We start from the raw sequence: 16,710 nt of genomic DNA on the forward strand, positions 1-16,710 counted from the left end.
CCGGCGCCGGGGGTGACCCGGACGCGGCTGTAGGCCTCGTCGGGGCCTCTGCTGAGGTTGTCGAGCTGGCTGGAGACCGCCCTGTCGGCGACCGCGGCAGCGCGCGCGGCGGGGTCTCCCGCCGCCGGTGCGGTGGTGCCGGGGTCCTGCGCGGGGGTGGCTCCGGGAGGGGCGGCGCTGGCGGGTGACGCGGGAAGCGTCAGGGTCGCGGCCGTGGCCAGGCCGGCGACCGCCGCGAGTAAGGCTTTGCGTTTCACGCTGTGGTGCTCCTTTCGGCAGGCTCCCTTCGGGCCGTTGCCGCCTTTGGGCGTGCGCGGGTCACCACGCGGTCAGGGGTCTCCTGGATCGCGGGAGGTGAAAGGGGGCATGGGGGGTGATAAAGGGTGACGGATACAGCAAGCGAACCGTTTCGCCTTGTTGCCGCCAGACGCTAAGCGCTGCTTGACTGCTCGAAAATACGTATGTCCATCGGTAGGCATACCGACATTTCTGTTACCGCTGGTCACACCCATCCACGTGCCAGAATCGGCCGTCATGCCGGACAATCGGGCAGGGAAAGTCCGGCATTCCGGGCCCACTGAAGGGCGAATCGGCCGACGGCGACCGGCTCGGCGACGCCCGATGGGGGCGGCGGCGTCACCGCTGTTCGGCGGGACCGGAACCTGCGCCGGCGCATCCGCCCGCGTCCCCGTGACCCCCGTCTAACCGGCACCGGACGGAAACGTCACGCCCAGGATGCATCCGGCACGGCCCGGGTGTTCAGTACGGTTCCGGGGCGAGACAGCTTCCGCTCTCATGAACCTGGTCCTGCGGCGGCGGCTCGACGGACACGTCGTTGCCCCAGTCGGTGAAGTCGATCTCGGTCACGCTGCTCCTGGGCACGCCCTCCTCGGCCGAGGGGTCGGCCGTGACGAGACGGACCCGGCGGGGAAGCCGGTCCGGCTCGACCCACAACTGCCACGAGACCCGTGCCGCGCGGTACTGCTCCCGCAGTACTTCCGCCATGGCCGGGTCGTCGCCCCGGGCCGGAGTGGTGAGCTCGGTCTGCGCGGCGCTTCCGGCATGGACGACGGTGGTGACCTCGTCGATGACCCCGCCGGAGGAGGGCGCAGGCGCCGCGAGCCTCTCCAGCACCTCGGGCGACAGGACCGTCCACGCGTCGAGTGCCCCGGCGGGCCGCGCCGCCGTCCCGCATTCGGGGCTGCTGTGGTGCAGCCAGCTCTTGCCTGCGCGAACGTCCCTCCTTGGTGACCTTGACTCCGCCCCCGTCTTTCGCCTGCCGGGCCGCCGTTGCGTCCTGTCCGCGAAGAAGGCGGGCTCGGCGCGGTGAGGCAACCTGATCGCGCCGGCACCGCGTCAGTACGGGTGTGCCAGACAGGAAGCTCTTTGACAACTTCGTGGCCTCGCGCTCCGACCGGTTACTGCGGACGGCGTACCTGCTGACCCGCGACTGGGGAACGGCCGAGGACCTGCTCCAGGAGTGCCTGGTCAAGGCGTGGTTCGCCTGGTCGCGCATCGAGGAGCCCGAGGCGTACGTGCGGCGGGTGCTCGTGACGACCTACACCTCGTGGTGGCGGCGGCGATGGCGCGGCGAGGTGCCGAGCGGCACGCTGCCCGAGGAGGGGGTGCCCGACGCCGAGCGGTCCGGGCGGGAGGAGCTGTGGGAGGCGGTGGGAAGGCTGCCCGCCAAGCAGCGCGCGGTGATCGTGCTGCGGTTCTACGAGGACCTGTCGGTGCAGGAGGTGGCCAGGATCCTGGGCTGCCATGACGGCACGGTCAAGAGCCAGACCGCCAAGGCGCTGGCCAAGCTGCGCGTGGACGAGTCGATCGTGAAGGAGTGCCGATGAGCGTGCAGGACCTGCGTGAGATGTTGCGGGAGCGAGCCGAGGGACCCGCGCCCGCGATCCCGGACCGTCACGAGCTCGTCCGCCGCCGTGTGCGGCGTACCTGGCGGCGCAGGGTCCTGGCCTCCGCCGCCGCGACGGTGGCGGCGACGGTGGCCGCGGGCGCGGCCGTGCTCTCCCTGCTGCCCGGTGACGCCGTGCCGCGGCACGAGCCCGCGACCTCGGCCTCCGCCGTGGCTCCCGCCCCGGAGCCGCTGCCGGAACGGTTCACCGCCCACGACGGCACCGGCTACCGGCGGCTGGCGACGGCGACGGTCAGGACGGACGGCGCGCGCAAGACGTCGGTCACGATCCCGGTCACCGGCAGGCCGCTGGACGTGGCCGCGCTGTGCGACGGCTCGTTCGGCGCCACGGCGCCGAGGATCTCCGTGGCGGGCCGCGCCGCCGGCGCCTCCCCGCCCCTCTCCCCCTGCCTGAAGGGCATGGAGCTGGTCCCGTTGCCGGTGCCCGCCGGGGCCGGCCAGGTCACGGTGACGTTCGACACGACCACCCGGGGCGGGGGGTGCACACGGCAGGAGAAGGGGGCGCCGTGCGTCACCCCTGAGCCCGTCAAGGCGGTCTGGAGCCTGGCCGTCTACGAATGGACGCCTCCCGCGCGGCCGGTCGAGCCCGAACCGCTCAGAGCCTTCCCCAAGCGGCTGCCGAGCTGGGAGCTGGCCGGCGCGACGCAGGACCGGATCTGGCCGCGGGACGGGACGGCCACGGTCACGGTCCGGGGCGACGGCGGCAGGATGGGCATCGAGGCGCTCTGCGCCGGTGACCTGTCCAGGCGGATGTGGTTCACGTACCGGATCGAGGGCGGCGACGAGGAGGTGGTCACCTGCAGCCAGTGGACGAGCGGCCCGTACCCGATGGCGATGTCCGAGCTGACCGTGCCGGAGGGCAGGCGGGTCACCGTCACCGTCCGGGCGGGCATCTGGGGCGAGGGCACCAACCGCCCGGTCCGCTGGGCCTTGGCCGTCTACCGCAAGCGCTCCTGATCGTCGCCCCGCGGGTCGGTGACCGGGCGCCTGCCGGCCTGATGACGACGTTCGCCGGCGGGCGGGGCGGCCGCCCGGACCGCCTCGGCGACGTGGGCCTGCATCACGTGCCCCTCCCCCGGCCGGCGACGGACGACACAGGCGGTTCCTCCGACACCCGGGTCACCCCGATGACTGCGACGGGCCGAGATCGTTGAAGAAGCACGCGTCGGAGATCTCGGTCAGGTGCCCGAGCTTGTCCTTCGTCACCGCCTGCCGGTACGTGTCCACGTCGTCGGCGCGAAGCGCCTTCAGGGCCTTCTTGGCGGTGTCGATGTCGTTCCGGAGCGCGGTCTTGAGCGCCGGGCGGACCGCCTTGGCCAGATTGGCCTGCTGAAGATCGATGATCTCGTTGAGCAGGTTCTCGGTCGGCGGCAGCGGCACCGTTCCGCTGACCGGGACCTGGGTCCACTTCTCCATGACGCCGGTCTGGTTCTCGCACCCCGGCGGTATCCCGTGGCCCTTCGTGCCGGGCTGGTCCGCGGCGGCCGCCGTCTGCTCTGCCGCCGTGCCGGACGAGCCCGCCTGCGGGGTCTGGTCGCCGTCTCCCGAGACGGCCACGACGACGGCGACCGCGGCGATCACCACAGCGAGCCCTGCGCCGCCCGCGATGAGCAGCTTGCGGTTCCGCGGCCCGCCGGGGCCGGTTCCGCTCCGGCCGGGCCGTGACGGGTCGTGGAAGGCGGGCGCCTGCTCCTGCAACGTGGGCGGCGGCGGAGGCGGGACGTTCTCGGTGCGCGCCGACGGCCCGGCCGGAGCGGAACCGGCGTCCGGGAAGGGCAGCCGCGGCGGCACGGAGTGAGGGCCGGCCGGGGGCGGCGGGGTGTTCGGCAGGCGAGGCTGCCCGAGGGCGTCGATCATGGCCAGGGCCTCGGCGGCGGTGGGACGGTTGGCCGGGGCCTTGTCCAGCAGGCGGGTGATCAGCGTCCCGAGGCCGCCGGCGTCGCGGGACACGGGCGGCTCCCCCAGCAGCACCGCGGTGAGCGTCTCCGTCGGGGTGTCCCGGTGGAACGGGGACACCCCCTCCAGCGCCTGGTACAGCGTCACCCCGAGCGAGTACAGGTCGCCGGCGCCGCCGCTGTCCACGCCGTTGAACCGTTCCGGCGCGATGTACTCCAGCGAGCCCATCAGCCCGCCGCTCTTGGTGAGGGCGGTGTCGCCCTGTTGCACGGCGATCCCGAAGTCGGTGAGCAGCACGCGGCCGTCCCGGGCGATCAGCACGTTCGCCGGTTTCACGTCCCGGTGCACGATGCCGGAGGCGTGGGCCGTGCGCAGGGCGTCCAGCAGGCCCCTGGCGGCCGACGCGACGACGCCGGGCGGCAGGGGGCCGTCCCGGGCGATCAGCTCGGCGAGGGTGCCGCCGTCGACCAGTTCCATGACGATCCACGGCGCCTGGTCCTCGATCACCACGTCGTGGACGGTGACGATGTGCGGATGCGAGCGCAGCCGGGCGGCGTTGCGCGCCTCCCGCTCGGCGCGGCGCAGCCGTTGCGCGTGCTCCTCGTCGGAGGTGGCCGACGGGAGCCAGACCTCCTTCACCGCCACGGACACGTCGAGAGACTCGTCGTGCGCCTTCCAGACCCGTCCGAAGCCTCCGCCGCCCAGAACGGACTCCAGCCGGTACCGTCCGCCGATCACACGTCCTGGTTGTGTCTGCGCGGTCACCATGCTCCCTCGTCGGTGATCAAGTTGTGGCAGCCTATCCAGGCGTGCTCGCGCGTATCTGCCGAATGTCCAGACTCGTGACCCATTCGCACGCTGCCGGAGCGGCCGACGCGGCGCGTCACCTGTCCCCCTCGGCCGCTGGCTATCCTGTGGCAGGTCGAGCCGGGCACGGCTCCCCCACCACGAGCCCACCGGAAGGCGACGACCGACCGTGACAGCCCCTCCGCGCCGGAGCGCCTGGCCGGCCACGACGGTGGCGGCGCACGCGGTCCTGGCGTTCCTGACGGTGATCGTCCTGGTGGGCGCCTGGTACCTGGGCGCGGCCTGGTGGCAGGTCCTGGCCGCGGCGGGCGCCGCCGTCCTGCTCCATGCGGGGGCGGTGGCGGCGGCCCGGCGGCCGTGGGCGGGGTACGCGATCGGCGCGCTGGCCATGCTCGTCCTGGTGCTGACGCCCTCCCCGGGATGGTCGCTGAGCCTGCTGCCCTCGGCGGTGTGCTTCCCCTTCGCGTTGTGGCGGCTGACCGGCCTGGTCCCGGTCAGGTCCTCGGTTCCGGCGTTGGCGGTCGCGGCGCTCGGGATCGTCCTGAACGAGGTGGTGGGGTGGGCGCGGCTGCCCGCCGACCCGCTGGGGACCCGCCTGCTGGAGGGCGGGCTGCTGACGCTCGTGGTCGGCGGGGTGTGGCTCGCGGCCCTGCTGGTCCGGCGCAGGCGCGAGGCCGCCCGACGGGCCGAGGACGAACGGCTGGCCGCGGTGCTCGCCGGTGAACGGGCCGGGATCCGCCGCGATCTGCACGACGTGATTGCCCACACGGTCACCGTCATGGTCGCGCGGATCGAGGCCGCGGCGGTGACGACGGCGGATGCGGCGACCCGGCGCGAACTCGGCGACATCGCCGAGACCGGGCGGGACGCCCACCAGGGTCTGCGCGCGATGCTGGCCACCTTGGGCCCGCCCACCTTGGGCCCGTCCGCCGGGGGCCCGTCCGCCGGGGGCCCGTCCGCCGGGGGCCCGCCCGCCTTGGGCCCGTCCGCCTTGGGCGCGGCCAGCGCGGCGTCGCGCGCCGGATCCCGGCCCGGCCAGGCGCCGATCTCGCTCGACGTGCTGCCCGACCTGGTGGCCTCGGCGGCGAGCCCGCTGCACGCGGTGACGCTGGCGGAGGCGGGCGAGCGGCGGCCGCTGAGCCTCAGCGCCGAGGTCGCGGCGGTGCGGACCGTGCAGGAGGGCGTCACCAACGCGCTGCGCCACCTGGAACCGCCGGTCGCGGTGAGCGTCAGCCTGCGCTGGAGTCCGGCCGAGGTGGTGGTGGAGGTCCGCGACGATGGCGGCGGCGCGCTTCGCGGCGCCCGCGGCCAGGGGACCGGCTTGATGGGGATCGAGGAACGGGTGCGCACCGCGGGCGGCACACTGTCGATCGACGACGGGGACGACGGATGGGTGCTGCGGGCGCGGCTCCCCACGAAGGAGGGGGCATGAGCGCGATCCGGGTCATGCTCGTCGACGATCAGGAGCTGCTGCGGGCCTCGCTGCGCACGGTCCTGTCGGCCGACGAGCGCATCGAGGTCACCCACGACGTCGCCGACGGCGGCCAGGCGATCGAGGTCGTCCGGCGGCACCGCCTCGACGTGGTGCTGATGGACATCCGCATGCCGCGCCTGGACGGCGTCGCCGCCACGGCGGAGATCGTGCGGATCGCTCCGGCGACCCGGGTGCTCATGCTGACGACGTTCGACGACGACGAACTGGTCGTGGCGGCCGTCCGGGCCGGCGCCAGCGGCTACCTGACCAAGGACGTCCGGCCCGCCGCGCTGGCCCAGGCGGTGTGCGACGTCGCGTCCGGCACGGCGGCGCTGGCCCCGGGGGTGGCCGCGACGATCCTGGGCCTCCTGCGGCAGACGCCGATGCGCAGGACGGCGGCCCTGGACGGCCTCACCCCGCGCGAGGTCGAGATCTTCGGCCTGCTGGCGCGCGGCAGGTCCAACGCCGAGATCCGCGCGGAGCTGGTGCTGAGCGAGAACACGGTGAAGTCGCACGTCCGGGCCGTCCTGCAGAAGCTGGGCCTGCGCGACCGCGTGCACGCGGTGATCCACGCCTACGAGAACGGGCTCGTGGGCCACGACGATCTGCCCGGCTGAGCTTGCGGGGAGGGACGGCGGCCGCGCGGTGTCAGGGCCGGTACCCGATGTGGCCCAGCAGAGTACGCAAGCGGCGCTCGATCTGTTCGGCGGTCACGTCGTCGGCGTGCTGGAGCAGCACCGATCCGATCGAGCCGGCCAGGATGTCCTGGACGACGCCCGGGTCGGTGCCGGCCGGAAGGTGACCGGCCTCGACGGCCTGCCGCGCGACCTGGGCCACGGCGTCCAGCCGGGGCCGCAGGTAGCGCTCGGTGTAGGCGGCCACCAGCTTCGGGTAGTCGACCGAGGCGCCGATGACGCGGGCCATCAGCGCGCGGAAGCGGGGACGGCTGAGCAACTCGGCGACGGAGCCGACCAGTTCCTCGATCGACCGCCCGGCCGGGGCGGCGTCGATGTCGGGGGCACGGGCGTGCTCCAAGGCGGCCATCAGGAGGTCCTCCTTGGCCCGCCAGCGCCGGTAGACGGTCAGTTTCGCCACGCCGGCGCGCTGGGCGACCGCTTCCACGCTGGTGCCCGCCGCGCCGCGTTCGATCAGCAGGTCCAGCGCCGCCTCCAGGATGGCGGCGTCGTTTCCCGGATCGCGGGGACGGCCGTGGCGTTCTACGCCGGCCACAGCACCTTGTTCAGCCATGCGGCCAGTCTGTCGGGTGCCGGAGGGTGACGCCAACCGATGTGCCCGTCGGGGCGGATCAGCGTCACGTCGGGCGAGCCGGGCTCCACCGGCGTGAGCGCGAGGACCAGGTCGGCGCCCAACTCCGCCGCGGCGGACGCGGCGTGGCGGGCGGCGACGTGCCGATCATCGGCGAGCACGACCCAGCGGCCGCCGATGGCGGCGTGCAGGGTGGTGGCGCCGCCGTCCGGGCGCCGGCAGGCGAGGTCGGGCATCCGGTCGCCGGGACGCGGTCCGGGCATCCACCGGTGCTCGGCCGGGGCCAGCGGTCCTCCTCGGTAGCTGATGCCGAGCTGGGAGGCGGCCAGCCACAGCCGGCGCTGCACGGCGGGCAGCCGCACGACCGGCAGGACGACGTGGTCGCGCAGCAGGCGCTTCCAGGGGGCGTTCGGCAGCATGATGTCCACGGCGGTGCTGGTGGCGCGCAGGACCTTGCGGGCCAGCGGCCGGCGTTCGCCTTCGTAGGTGTCGAGCAGCCGCCGGTCGGCGCGGCCGCGGGCGACCAGCACCAGCTTCCAGGCCAGGTTCTCGGCGTCGCCGAGGCCGGTGTTCTGTCCCTGGCCGCCGGTGGGGCTCTGGATGTGCGCCGCGTCGCCGGCCAGGAGGATCCGGCCGCGCCGGTAGGCGTCGGCCAGCCGGCGGTGGATGCGGAACTCCGAGGCCCAGCGGAGGTCGGTGACCGTGTCGAGGCCGATCCCGCTGCGGCGGGAGAACTCGCTCAGCACCCGGTCGCCGATCTCGCGTTCGGACAGCCGGTCCGGCAGCTGCGACGGCGGTTCGGTGAACACCCGCCAGGTGTCGTCGGGCAGCGCGGTGACCGACAGCATGTGGCCGGCCTCCATCCAGGTCGTGCTGCCGTTCCTGTCCAGCGGCCACCGGGCCTGCACGTCGGCCATCAGCAGGCGTTCGAGGAGTTTGCGGCCGGGGAAGCCGATGCCGGCGAGCTTGCGCACGGTGCTGTGCGCGCCGTCACAGCCGATCAGCCAGTGGGTCTGGATCGGGCGCTCGGCGCCGTCGGCCGTGCGGACGGTGGCGGTGACGCCGGCGCCGTCCTGCCGGGCCGCGACCAGGCGGGTGTCCCACTCCACCTGGCCGCCCAGTTCGGCCAGACGTCGCCGCAGCGTGCCCTCGATCTCGGCCTGCGAGATCAGCAGGGTCTGTTTCGGCTGGTCGGCGACGGCCTGGCCGACGTGGAGGCGCAGCACGGTGCGGGTGCCCTCGTTGTAGGACATGGTGAGCGAGGACCGGGAGCGCTGGGGCAGGTCGCCGAGCGCGCCGATGCGTTCCAGGACCTCCCTGCCGCGTGGTTGCAGGCCGAGGGCGCGGGAGGTGGTGGCGGGGGCGGGGGCGGCGTCGATGACGCGGACGGGGATGTCGTGCAGGGCCAGGTGGACGGCCAGGGCCAGCCCGGTGGGGCCGGCGCCCGCGATGAGCACGGTGTCAGTCACTTAGTAAACGATACGGTACCGATTACTAAGTCGGGAAGGGGGCTCGGGCGACTCCGGCTGCGGCCCGGGAGCCGATCCCGACCACTGCCGGCCGGACTCCCCTTGAGCCCCGGCGGCCGGTGCCCGGCCCTCGTCACGGGCACCGGCCAGGCGCTCGGCTAGGGAAGGTCGCCCGCCTCGTCGACGATGCCGACCGACACCCGGGCCCTGGAGGTGATCACCTCGCCCTCGGGCAACCCGCTGTAGTACGGGTCGGGCGACTCGGCCCCGCCGACGTAGACGCGGCGCGCCCCGAGCAGGTCGAAGGTGGTCGGGTCGATGATGACCTCCTGGCGGACCCCGTCGTCGTCGCGGGTGTAGATCGCCACGCCCTGCCGGCCCAGCAGATCGCGCACCGGCTCCACGCCGACGTCGTCCAGCCGGGACAGGACGGTGTAGAGGGCGGCGCGCAGGCGAGCCGCCGGAGCGCCTTCTTCCAGGATGCTCAGGATCTGGTGGGACACCGCCCGCGCCGGCGGCAGAGCGATCTGGCTGGTGTCCTTCTTCAGGCGTTCGGCCAGGGCGGAGGGCTCCAGCGGCAGCGAGCGCAGGTAGGCGGGGTCGAACCGCAGACGGGGGTCCGCCCCGCCCCGGCGGCGTTCGATCGTCTTGCCGCCTTCCTTGCGCATGGCCCTTTCCCGGCCGTCGCCCCGCGTCCATCGTTCGACGGTCTCCCGCGAGTCCGCCCGGCCCGCGCCGGCCGGTGGCGCGGTGGCTCCGGCCGTCAGCCTGGGCGAGGTGTAGGTGTCCCATTTGACGTAGACCCACTGGTCGGCTCGCGGGTAGACGTCCGGCTGGCCGGCCGCCGCCGCCGTCGCGTGCTCGGCCAGGGTCTGCGCGTTGGCCACCGGCAGCCATGCCGGGGCGCCGGTGGTCTGCGTCCCCCGGCCGTCCGTGGCGAGGCTCTGCACCACCGTGACGCCCGCCGCGATCGTGGCGCCGAACGCGCCCACCGCGGCCACCCGCAGCACCACACGCCGGACCCGGCGGGCCGGTGGCTCCGGAGCCAGCGCGGCCAGCATCCGCCGCCGGGCGTGACGCAGATCGCCTGCCTCGCTCTGCCGCACCTCCGAGCGCAGGTCGCGGACCATGTCCAGATCGTTCATCAGACCTCCTCGATCACGTCGGTGGGGTTGCTGCCGCCCAGGGCGTGGGCGATCTTGCGGCGGGCGCGCGACAGCCGGGACCGCACGGTGCCGATGGGCACGTTCAGCGCCTGCGCCGTCTCCTCGTAGCTGAGGTCGCCCCAGGAGACCAGCAGCAGGACGTCGCGCTCGCCCTTGCCCAGCGCGGCCAGGGCGGCCGCGAGCGGTCTGCGGGTCTCCGAGGCGGAGACGCGGGCGACCACCCGCTCGTCGAAGGCCACCGCCACGGGGTCCTCCCCGGTTCGGGCGAGCGCCCGGTATCCGCGGGTCTCGGCCCTTCGATGGGTGCCGATGATGTTCGTGGCGATGCCGTACAGCCAGGGCAGGGCGTCCTGGCGATCCAGGGCGTACTTGTGGCGCTTCTCGAACGCCCTGGTGAACGTCTCGGCCACCACGTCCTCGGCCTGATCGGGCCCGAGCCGCCGGACGACGTAACGATGCAGGACGGCGGCATGCCGCTCGAACAGCTCGGCGAAACGCTCCGGCTCGGCCAGCGACGCCTCGATGACCGCCGAGTCCTGCGCGGGCCCATCGAGGGCTGTTTGGAAGGCTGTTTGGAAGGCTGGGGGGACCTTCGGCTGGACCGGCGCCGAGACGTCCGCCCGAAGCGGCGCCCGCGCGTCCGCCGGAGGACCTGCCAGGACGGGTTCGTCGTGTGGAAGGGATGTCACGACGGTACTTATCCGCATGCGGGAGAAAGGTTCCATCCAGGATCCCGCCGGGGGGTCGGGGTCACTGCTGGCGGTGGATCAGGTCGCCGCCCAGCCGGGTGAGCTGGTGGATGACCATGTTGGCGTGCCGGGTGCTGGTGATGAGCCCGGCCCGTTGCAGCACCTGGGCGTGCGCGCTGGCCGACGACAGCGAGGCGCCGGTCCGGCGGGCGAGCTCGCTGGTGGTGCAGCCGTCGGTGGCGGCGATGCAGCGCAGGACGCGGGCCCGGGTGGCGCCGAGCAGGTCGGGCAGCGCGTCGTCGGGGACGTCGTCGGGCATCTCGTGCTGGATCGGGAAGACCAGGATGGGCGGCAGGCTGGGGTCGGCCATCGCGACCGGGGTGAAGCGCCCGAAGTAGGAGGGGATGAGCGTCAGGCCGCGTCCTTGCAGGTGGATCTCGTACCGGCCGGTGGCGTAGTCGGCCTCCAGCACCGGGGGCCGCCAGCGCATCGACGGGCCGAGGCCGGCCAGCATCGCGTCCACGCCCTGGTCGGTGAGCAGGCGGGTCAGCCTGGCGCGCTCACGTCCCAGGGCGTCCTCCATGGCGGTGCGGCGGGAGCCGAAGGCGACCTGGCAGTACCGCTCGCCGAGCCGGGCCAGGTCGCGGATGGAGCGCCGGTTGCCGCGGGCCAGGTCGTCCAGCGTGGCGGGGACGGGCACGTACGGGCGCAGCCGGTCGACCTCGTGCCGCACCCGCGCCGACGGGGTGTCGGCCAGGACGTCCAGGCCCTGCCGGAACCCGCTCAGCGACTCGTAAGGGGTCAGGAAGTCGGGGAAGTACGCCTTGAGCGGCACCAGCGGCACCAGCCGCTCCCGCACCGGTTTGAGCAGCCCGGCCTCGGCCAGGTCGGCGCGGGCCTGCCGCCGCCAGCCGGACAGCGCGCTCGCCCCGCCCGGACGCTGCAGGATGTGCAGACTGAGCGCCATTTCCCACATCATGTCCGCCCGGCCGGCGACGCGTACGCGGGCCAGGTCCTCGCCGGTGAAGACGATCCGCAAGGTCCCCTTGATCATGATCACATCGTCGGCCGTCAAAATCACCGTCAGATCAAAACCTGATCGACGGCGGCCGCTGACCTGCGTGTTCCCCCTCATGCCGGATCCGGGTGGCGATCCCGGACCCGTCGCGATGAAACCAGCGCGCGGGGCGTCGAAGGAGGGGCCGCAGGATTCGCCTGCCGCCGTCTGCGCTGCCGCCTGACAGCAACGCGTCGGGGGCGGTTTGTGCGAACTATCACATTGATCACGAGTTGCGTGTAGCGGAAGTGAGCCGGTGGTACTCAAGATCACAACACTGGGCAATCGAAGGGATCTTCGTGCGAGCACGCAAGCTGGCGATCCTCCTGGCCGCCGCGGCCCTGACCTCCACCACCACCCTGGCGGCGACCGCCGCCCCGGCCGGCGCGGCAGGCCCCTGCGGCAGCGGCTACACCCGGGTCGGCGTCTACAACATCGGCATCGAGAAGTACGGGTACCGCACCGGCATCCTGGAGGTGTACTACAGCTCCGGCACCGGCAAGAACTGCGCACTCACCTACGGCGACGGCCCCTACGCCAACACCACGAGCTGGAAGGGCGTCGTGATCTCCAGGGGCGACGGCAGCGGGAAGGACAGCGACGCCGGAAACTACCAGTACTACGCCGGCCCCGTGTACGTCTCGGCGGCCGGGCAGTGCATCGACGTCGAGGGCATCTCGCCGTCGTGGACGAGCGTCAAGCTCGACAACGTGCACTGCGGCTGAGACCAGCCCCACCGGCGTTGAACGGCGCCCCGCGGACGGCGCCGTTCCGCCGCGCCGGCCGCACGGCGAGTCAGTCCAGCGGTGTCCCGCCCACGGCCGCGAGCAGCAGGACGGGGAACTCCGGATCGGCCTGACCGACGGCGAGCGCGACCCACCGGCCCGCGTCCGGCCGGCGCCAGGCGAGCATCGTGCCGGTGAGCTGGCCCAGCTCGTCCAGCGGCGCGGGCGCCGCGGCCTCGCCTTGCGCGTACGGCCACAGATCGACCACCCGAGGGGACCCCCAGCGCTCCGCCAGGGCGGCCACCAATTCCTGGAGGGCGGCGTCGATCTCCGCCTGGGCCGCCTCGACGACCTCCTCGCCACGGTCGTCCCAGAAGTCACGGCTGGCCATCAGGTAGCACACATGGTGGTCCGGGCCGCTGGAACGGTATCCCTCCCACACCTCCCGCGACGTCCCCTCCCGTTCCTCCGTCTCCGGGAAGGGACGGGCCAGAAGGGCGTCCACGACGGCGAGTCGATCATGCAGAGCCATCCCATGAGGATAGGGTTCCGCGGCGCGGTCCCTTCGGCGCGGCGACCGCGAACTCCCGGGCCGGCGGAGTTCACTTGTAGTACTGCACCCAGTACTCGACCGTGTGCTTCTTGTCGAGGGAGAAGGTCGCCCAGTACTTCGAGTGGCCGGCGTTACTGATGCGGACGATGCCGTACTTGCCGTTGCAGCGCCACGTGCCGGACTTGGCGACCCGCTCGCCACCGCCCCAGCGGCGCAGGAACCACAGGTCGACCTTGAGCCCCGTGTCGTTGCCCCAGCAGCGGGCCTTGACCTGCATCACGCGCACGCCCGACGGCCGGCTCCACGCCGCGGTCGAGAAATATCCCTTGTACGGGCCCAGCACCTCGTGCCGCTGGGTGTGCCAGCTCGCCAGGGCGCTACCCGCCTCGGCGGTGCCCGCCTGGGACGTGACCTGGCTGCGCGCGGCCGGCGCGGCGACGGCGGGAGCGGCCGTCAGCACGGCCAGGCCGGAGACGGTGGCCGCGAGGGCGAGGACGGTTCTCGTGGGACGCATCGGCGCCTGCCTTTCGAGGTCGAATCAGGTGTTCCGTTCGAAGGCGAAGGTATGACCGCAGGGGTTGAGGATGCGTTGAGCGCACGTTGAACCGGCCCGCGACGATCCGGCCAGGCGGCGTCGCCGTCAGCCGGCGTCCGGGGAGCCGTTCAGGAGGGCCTGGCCGAGCGGCGTCAACGTGTGCAGGACCGAGCTGCCCGTCCGGACGGTCGAGACGAGCCCGGCGTTGCGCAGGACCGTGGTGTGCTGACTGGCCGAGCCGAGGGAGACACCGACGCGTTCGGCCACGAACGTCGTGGTGGCCGGGCTGCGCAACGTGGCCAGCACCGCCGCACGGGTACGGCCCAGCAGGGGCGTCAGCACGTCGTCCGCGCCGGCCGGCCCGCCCGTGACGCACATCGGGTACACCAGCACCGTGGCCGCGTCCGGCCGGTACATCACCATCGGACGGGGCGCGAAATAGGACGGGATCAGCAGCAGCCCCCGCCCGCGCAGCGCGACGTCGTGATCGCCGTCGACCGGGATGTGCAGGGTCGGCGGCCGCCAGCGGCACCCGGGATGCAGCGTGGCCAGCAGGGCGTCCACCCCGCCGCGCAGCAGGGTCTCCGAACGCAGGGCCCGGTCCGCGCCGGCCTCCGCCTGGATCTGCGACCACAAGGGCTCCACCGACGAGCCGAAGAAGCCGCGCAGGTCGTCGGCGAGCGTCTGGCGCGCCCCGCGGCTGCCGCCGGCCAGTTCCCGAGCCCAGCGCCCCGCCCGCTGGGCGGGCGACAACGCGCCCAGATCGACCGCCAGGTAGGAGCTCGGCGTCCGGCTGGCCAGCTCGACGCCGGCGGCGAAGTCACCGGCGTCCGGCTGGAGCAGGAACGCCGGCACCGAACTCCGCGGCGGGACCAGGGGCGCCAGCACCCCCGCCCGCTCGGCCAGGCTTCCTCCCACCTGCCGCAACAGCCGGCGCACCGCGGGCCGCGTCCAGCTCCTGCTCGTCGGCGCGCCGAGCAGCAGGCGCACACTCAGCACCGTCTCCCACAAGGCGTTGGGGGCCGGGGCGAACGTGATCTTGCGCAGGTCGGCGTCGGAGAAGTGCACACGGATCATGACGAAGGATTCTCACCGAGCCGGCTCCCTCCGGCCAAGGAGACCGCCTCCCCGGCGGGCGCGCCGGCGTCAGACCGGCTCGCCGTCCGGCGCGAACCACGCCTGCAAGGTAGCCGGGTCGATCGGCACCGAGACGTGCTCGTGCGTGATCAGCCAGCCCTGTCCCGTCCGCCGGAAACCGAGGGACGACCTGACCCAGATCGACGTCTGCAGGCCGTTCCTGCGCCGCCCGCTGTCGCGGTGGAGCATGTGCGCGAACGCGACCTCCCCGCCCGCCGCGACCACCAGCTCGCGCGTCTCCAGCGCGATGGGCCCGTCGTACTCCGCGAACCAGCGGACGAAGTTGCCGCGAACCTCGTCCAGCCCGGCGAATCTCATCGGCGGCACGACGTCGAAGTAGACGACGTCAGGAGCGTAGAGCGCCAGCAACCGGTCGACGTCCTTGACCTGGCAGGCTTCGACCCGGACCGCCAGCAGCGCCCTGATCTGCGACTCGCCCGACATCAGCGCCGCCCGGCCCTGAGCGCGGCCGCCGTCTCGGCGACCCGGCGGGCCTGGTGACTGGAGGCGGTGAAGGCCGAGTGCTGGGCCCAGGTCGCCTTGGAGTTGACGGCCTGCGGCGGGGCGGTTTCGGCGACCCGGCGCAGCCGTACGTGCGCGCCCGCCTCCTGCGCGCCCTTGGCCGCGGCCTGGGCCGGCGCGTGCAGGGTGCCGGTGGCGCTGTAGTAGATGATCGCCACGTTCACGTTGTCCATGGCCGCAACGCTAGGCCGCGGCCCCGCCGGCCCGAATCCGTGACGCCACGGTAGTCGCCCCCGTAGTCGCCCCGGTAGTCGCCACAGGGGTCGCGGTCACACCAGGCGCGCGAGCTCCTGCCGCGAGGCGACGCCGAGCTTCGGATAGGCCTTGTAGAGGTGGTACTCCACGGTCCGGTGACTGAGGAACAGCTGCGCGGCGATGTCGCGGTTGCTCACCCCCGCCGCGGCCAGCCGTACCACCTGGAGCTCCTGTGGGGTGAGCGCCGCCAGCGCGTCGGCGGGCGGCCCCTCGGGCGCGCTCTCCCCGGTGGCGCGCAGCTCGGCCCGGGCACGCCCGGCCCACGGCGCGGCGCCGAGCCGATCGAAGATCTCCAGAGCCGAGCGCAGCGGCGAGCGCGCCTCGGCCCTGCGCCGCGCGCGGCGCAGCCACTCGCCGTACAGCAGCTCGGTGCGGGCGCGTTCGAACGGCCGGCCGCCGCGCCGGTGCAGCCGTACGGCCTGCGCGTAGTGCTCGCCCGCCTCCCCGGCCGGGCCCAGCAGGGCACGGCAGCGCAGCGCGACCGCCTGCGCCCACGGCTGCCGGCCCGCCTCGGCCCACGCCGCGAACCGGGCATAGGCCCCCGCAGCCCGGTCCGCCGCCTCGACCCGGACGGCCGCCTCCACCAGATCCGGCGCGGCCGAGACGGCACTCACCCCGTCGAGCTCACGAAACGCCTGCTCATACCGCCCCAAAGTGAGATGAAACAGTCCCCGATGCACGGGATCGGAACCGTGTTCCGGGCCGCCCTCGATGGCCGCGATCCGGGCGGTGATCGCGGTGAGCTGCCCGATCCGGTGGCTCTGCCCGGTGTCCCTGGCCAGGTCGACGGCCTCGGCCACGGTCACGGCGGCGTCACGGTGCCGGCCCGCCATCAGCTGCGCGTGCGCGAGCGCGTGCAGGGTGACCGGCAGCGCGCCGGCCAGCCCCTCGTTCCTGCAGCGGATCACGTCCGCGGCGGCCAGCTCGGCCACGGCCTCGTCGTCGCCGAGGAACAGCGCGACGCCGACGACGAAGATCCGGGCCAGGGCGTCGTCCAGCGGGTTCGTCCGGGCCTGGGCCACCAGCGCCGTCAGGGCGGGCAGCGCGTTCGCGTGATCGTCGTCGGCCAGACCCGCCAGGGCCTCGATGGCGCGCGCCGTAGGGCCGGCGAAGGAGCCCGCGAGCCGGGCCACCCGCCAGGAGGCAGGCGGCCATGGCCGTCCCGAACAGCAGCCGGAAGGCGGCCAGCAACATCCCGTCGCCGGCGGGAAGGTCGGAGAAGAGCGTCAGCC

The 16,710-nt window shown here is 73.6% G+C and carries 18 protein-coding genes and 1 pseudogene; 5 read left to right on the forward strand and 14 right to left on the reverse strand.

Annotated elements, in window-relative coordinates; all coding sequences use genetic code 11:
- Both ACWEJ6_RS51840 and ACWEJ6_RS51845 read right to left on the reverse strand, forming a co-directional pair.
- Positions 1-257: pseudogene (locus tag ACWEJ6_RS51840) on the reverse strand (hypothetical protein); the annotation flags it as partial.
- 502 nt (positions 258-759) lie between these two features.
- Entirely contained in the window at positions 760-1,134 is a 375-nt protein-coding gene (locus ACWEJ6_RS51845; protein ID WP_452433004.1) for a hypothetical protein, read from the reverse strand.
- A gap of 233 nt (positions 1,135-1,367) precedes the next feature.
- Here ACWEJ6_RS51845 and ACWEJ6_RS51850 point away from each other — a divergent pair, with 233 nt between their 5' ends.
- Together ACWEJ6_RS51850 and ACWEJ6_RS51855 are read left to right on the forward strand one after the other, a co-directional pair.
- Positions 1,368-1,847: a SigE family RNA polymerase sigma factor gene (locus tag ACWEJ6_RS51850; protein WP_452433005.1), complete on the forward strand. Its 480-nt coding sequence runs from the start codon at positions 1,368-1,370 to the stop codon at positions 1,845-1,847.
- Complete coding sequence (locus tag ACWEJ6_RS51855) at positions 1,844-2,884, forward strand: hypothetical protein (protein WP_452433006.1); 1,041 nt, start codon at positions 1,844-1,846, stop codon at positions 2,882-2,884. The genes ACWEJ6_RS51850 and ACWEJ6_RS51855 overlap by 4 nt, the downstream gene beginning before the upstream one ends.
- Positions 2,885-3,046: 162 nt before the next feature.
- Here the strand turns inward: ACWEJ6_RS51855 and ACWEJ6_RS51860 are convergent, their stop codons facing one another.
- Positions 3,047-4,561, reverse strand: a complete 1,515-nt coding sequence (locus ACWEJ6_RS51860; protein WP_452433008.1) for a serine/threonine-protein kinase — start codon at positions 4,559-4,561, stop codon at positions 3,047-3,049.
- Positions 4,562-4,799: 238 nt separating this feature from the next.
- On the opposite strand from ACWEJ6_RS51860, the gene ACWEJ6_RS51865 reads away from it, so the two are divergent.
- Positions 4,800-6,062, forward strand: a complete 1,263-nt coding sequence (locus ACWEJ6_RS51865; RefSeq protein WP_452433009.1) for a sensor histidine kinase — start codon at positions 4,800-4,802, stop codon at positions 6,060-6,062.
- Positions 6,059-6,721: a response regulator gene (locus ACWEJ6_RS51870; protein WP_452433011.1), complete on the forward strand. Its 663-nt coding sequence runs from the start codon at positions 6,059-6,061 to the stop codon at positions 6,719-6,721. The genes ACWEJ6_RS51865 and ACWEJ6_RS51870 overlap by 4 nt, the downstream gene beginning before the upstream one ends.
- Before the next feature lie 31 nt (positions 6,722-6,752).
- Here ACWEJ6_RS51870 and ACWEJ6_RS51875 read toward each other — a convergent pair whose 3' ends face one another.
- From ACWEJ6_RS51875 to ACWEJ6_RS51895, 5 genes are all read right to left on the reverse strand, one after another.
- Positions 6,753-7,352 (reverse strand): TetR/AcrR family transcriptional regulator, encoded by a 600-nt coding sequence (locus tag ACWEJ6_RS51875; protein ID WP_387682440.1) that lies wholly within the window; start codon positions 7,350-7,352, stop codon positions 6,753-6,755.
- On the reverse strand, positions 7,322-8,839 hold the full coding sequence (locus ACWEJ6_RS51880; RefSeq protein ID WP_452433012.1) for an FAD-dependent monooxygenase: 1,518 nt from the start codon (positions 8,837-8,839) through the stop codon (positions 7,322-7,324). Before ACWEJ6_RS51880 ends, ACWEJ6_RS51875 begins: the two co-directional genes overlap by 31 nt.
- Positions 8,840-8,997: 158 nt before the next feature.
- Positions 8,998-9,984 (reverse strand): CU044_5270 family protein, encoded by a 987-nt coding sequence (locus ACWEJ6_RS51885; RefSeq protein WP_452433013.1) that lies wholly within the window; start codon positions 9,982-9,984, stop codon positions 8,998-9,000.
- Entirely contained in the window at positions 9,984-10,694 is a 711-nt protein-coding gene (locus ACWEJ6_RS51890) for an RNA polymerase sigma factor (protein WP_452433015.1), read from the reverse strand. Before ACWEJ6_RS51890 ends, ACWEJ6_RS51885 begins: the two co-directional genes overlap by 1 nt.
- Before the next feature lie 61 nt (positions 10,695-10,755).
- Complete coding sequence (locus ACWEJ6_RS51895; RefSeq protein WP_452433016.1) at positions 10,756-11,748, reverse strand: helix-turn-helix domain-containing protein; 993 nt, start codon at positions 11,746-11,748, stop codon at positions 10,756-10,758.
- A 302-nt stretch (positions 11,749-12,050) separates the two neighbouring features.
- On the opposite strand from ACWEJ6_RS51895, the gene ACWEJ6_RS51900 reads away from it, so the two are divergent.
- The gene (locus tag ACWEJ6_RS51900; protein ID WP_449925192.1) at positions 12,051-12,476 is read left to right on the forward strand and encodes a spore-associated protein A; all 426 of its coding nucleotides are present in this window, start codon (positions 12,051-12,053) and stop codon (positions 12,474-12,476) included.
- 70 nt (positions 12,477-12,546) lie between these two features.
- Here the strand turns inward: ACWEJ6_RS51900 and ACWEJ6_RS51905 are convergent, their stop codons facing one another.
- From ACWEJ6_RS51905 to ACWEJ6_RS51930, 6 genes are all read right to left on the reverse strand, one after another.
- A complete protein-coding gene (locus ACWEJ6_RS51905; RefSeq protein ID WP_452433017.1) occupies positions 12,547-13,008 on the reverse strand; it encodes a hypothetical protein in 462 nt (153 codons plus the stop codon).
- Positions 13,009-13,078: 70 nt separating this feature from the next.
- Positions 13,079-13,543: a hypothetical protein gene (locus ACWEJ6_RS51910; RefSeq protein WP_452433018.1), complete on the reverse strand. Its 465-nt coding sequence runs from the start codon at positions 13,541-13,543 to the stop codon at positions 13,079-13,081.
- 126 nt (positions 13,544-13,669) lie between these two features.
- A complete protein-coding gene (locus ACWEJ6_RS51915) occupies positions 13,670-14,641 on the reverse strand; it encodes an ArsR family transcriptional regulator (RefSeq protein ID WP_452433019.1) in 972 nt (323 codons plus the stop codon).
- 69 nt (positions 14,642-14,710) lie between these two features.
- Positions 14,711-15,145, reverse strand: coding sequence for a YybH family protein (locus tag ACWEJ6_RS51920; RefSeq protein WP_452433020.1), 435 nt, complete (start codon positions 15,143-15,145; stop codon positions 14,711-14,713).
- Entirely contained in the window at positions 15,145-15,396 is a 252-nt protein-coding gene (locus ACWEJ6_RS51925) for a hypothetical protein (RefSeq protein WP_452433021.1), read from the reverse strand. Before ACWEJ6_RS51925 ends, ACWEJ6_RS51920 begins: the two co-directional genes overlap by 1 nt.
- 96 nt (positions 15,397-15,492) lie before the next feature.
- Positions 15,493-16,611, reverse strand: a complete 1,119-nt coding sequence (locus tag ACWEJ6_RS51930; protein WP_452433023.1) for a helix-turn-helix transcriptional regulator — start codon at positions 16,609-16,611, stop codon at positions 15,493-15,495.
- Positions 16,612-16,710: the final 99 nt, after the last annotated feature.

This window comes from Nonomuraea sp. NPDC004702 (assembly GCF_053601695.1).